We start from the raw sequence: 1,717 nt of genomic DNA on the forward strand, positions 1-1,717 counted from the left end.
GCCGGTCGCGAGGAACCGGGTCGTGCCGTCGGACGCCGTGCCCGGCGCGCCGGCCGCGCCGCCCGGGGCGATGGGTCGAGTGGCCGCGGCGGGACCCGCGGCCGGGGCGGGCCGGCTCGTCTCGTCGGAGTACTGCCACGAGCCACCCGCCCAGGGGTCGGTGCCCGTCGGCCGCTCCGGCGACGCCGCCTGCCCGAGACTGGTCCAGCCTGCCTTCATGGCCTCATTCTCCCAGCCGACGGCGCCCGCCGCACCGTCCGGTCGCGTCGGAGCGTGATCAGTCGAAGGGGTTGAACCACGAGCCCACCCGCTGCGCGCCCCTGGAGATGCGGTCGAGGAACCCGTCCTTCTTCTCCTCGTGCGTGGCGGCGGGATCGGGCGGCAGGTGCTTCAGGAGGTCGCGGACGCTGTCGAGCGGCGCCTCGGCGACCACGGTGATGACGCGGCCGCCGCTGGACCAGGTGAGCCGGGCCGGTGGTCCGGGGCGGGTGTAGACGACGCCGCCCTCGTACTCGGAGGTGTCGTAGCCGTCGAGCTGGTCGGGGTCGAGCCAGCCGCTCTGCTCGAACACCGACACCGTCATGACGCCGTCGGAGTAGCTGAGCTGGATGGCGTCGCCGACCCGCCGCGCCTCGTAGAGGTCCATGCCCTCGCCGAGCGAGCCCGGGCAGTGCCAGCCGTCCTCGCGCAGCTGCTCGATGTCGTCCCAGCGCAGCATGGAGTCGTCGCCGTCGACGGTGGACGCGGCGTCGACGCCGTCGGCGGTCTTGCAGCAGGTGCCCGCGCCGCCGATGGTGATCGAGATGAACGCGCTGGCCGACAGCGTGTAGCCGTCGCTGGTGTACGACTCGCGGCGCAGCGGCAGCGCGGTCTGGCGGTCCAGCCACAGCTGCGCGGCGACCGAGCCGTCGCCGCGGTAGGCCACGACGACGTCGGTGTAGCGGCCGGCGACGGTGTCCTCGCCCGCCAGCCGGACGGTGTAGGCGCCGAGCAGGAGGTCGGCGGGGTCCTCGCCGGCCAGCCACCGGGAGGCGGTGCGGCCGTCGAGGATGGCCAGCTGGCGGTTGGGCACCCGGATGGACGTCTGGCCGCCCGGCACGTGCTGCACCTGGACGACGGCGCTGGACGAGGCCGCCGACTGGGTGAGCGCGGACCAGGTGGAGACGTACTGGGTGCCGCTGTACGAGATGTGCTCGCCGGCCTCGGCCGACTGACGCAGCAGCTCGATCGCCCGGGGGTCGTCGCCGACGTCGCGCGAGGAGGCCGGGAGCGCCTGCACGAACACCGCGAGAGCTCCGACGAGCAAGGGCATGGCCAGGACCGGCACGACCAAGGCGGCCAACCCGCCGGTCCTGCCGTGCCCGACGCGGTTGCCCAAGATCACCAGCCGTCTCCGGTGGAGCCGGTGGTGCCGACCAGCAGCGACGCCGGCTCGACGAACGGCAGCCCACCCGTGGAGCGGGCGTGCTCCTGGGTGAACTCCTCGAGCGGCGGCACGACGCTGACCGGGGTGTCGGGGGTGCTGGGCGAGTTGCCGGTGCTGCCGAGCGAGGCCAGCAGGATGAGCATGGCGCCGGTGGTGCACATGCCGAGCGCGACGACACGGACGGCGCGGACGCGGCGGCTGCTGCGGCCACCGGGACGGGCGCCGGACGGCCCGGACGGCGGCCGGGAGTCGCGCGGGCGCCACCCGGCCACGGGGGGCGGCTGCGCGGCC

2 protein-coding genes and 1 pseudogene are annotated in these 1,717 nt (G+C 75.0%); all 3 read right to left on the reverse strand.

Features of this window, described 5'->3' with window-relative positions:
• A pseudogene (locus DY240_RS22815) lies at positions 1–219 on the reverse strand (hypothetical protein); the annotation flags it as partial.
• A gap of 58 nt (positions 220–277) precedes the next feature.
• Entirely contained in the window at positions 278–1,312 is a 1,035-nt protein-coding gene (locus DY240_RS22820) for a sigma-E factor regulatory protein RseB domain-containing protein (protein ID WP_147375457.1), read from the reverse strand.
• 68 nt (positions 1,313–1,380) lie between these two features.
• Positions 1,381–1,717 (reverse strand): hypothetical protein (locus DY240_RS22825; RefSeq protein ID WP_233552837.1); only part of this gene is annotated, 337 nt, incomplete at its 5' end.

It is taken from the genome of Jiangella rhizosphaerae (assembly GCF_003579925.1).
Classification (GTDB): domain Bacteria; phylum Actinomycetota; class Actinomycetes; order Jiangellales; family Jiangellaceae; genus Jiangella; species Jiangella rhizosphaerae.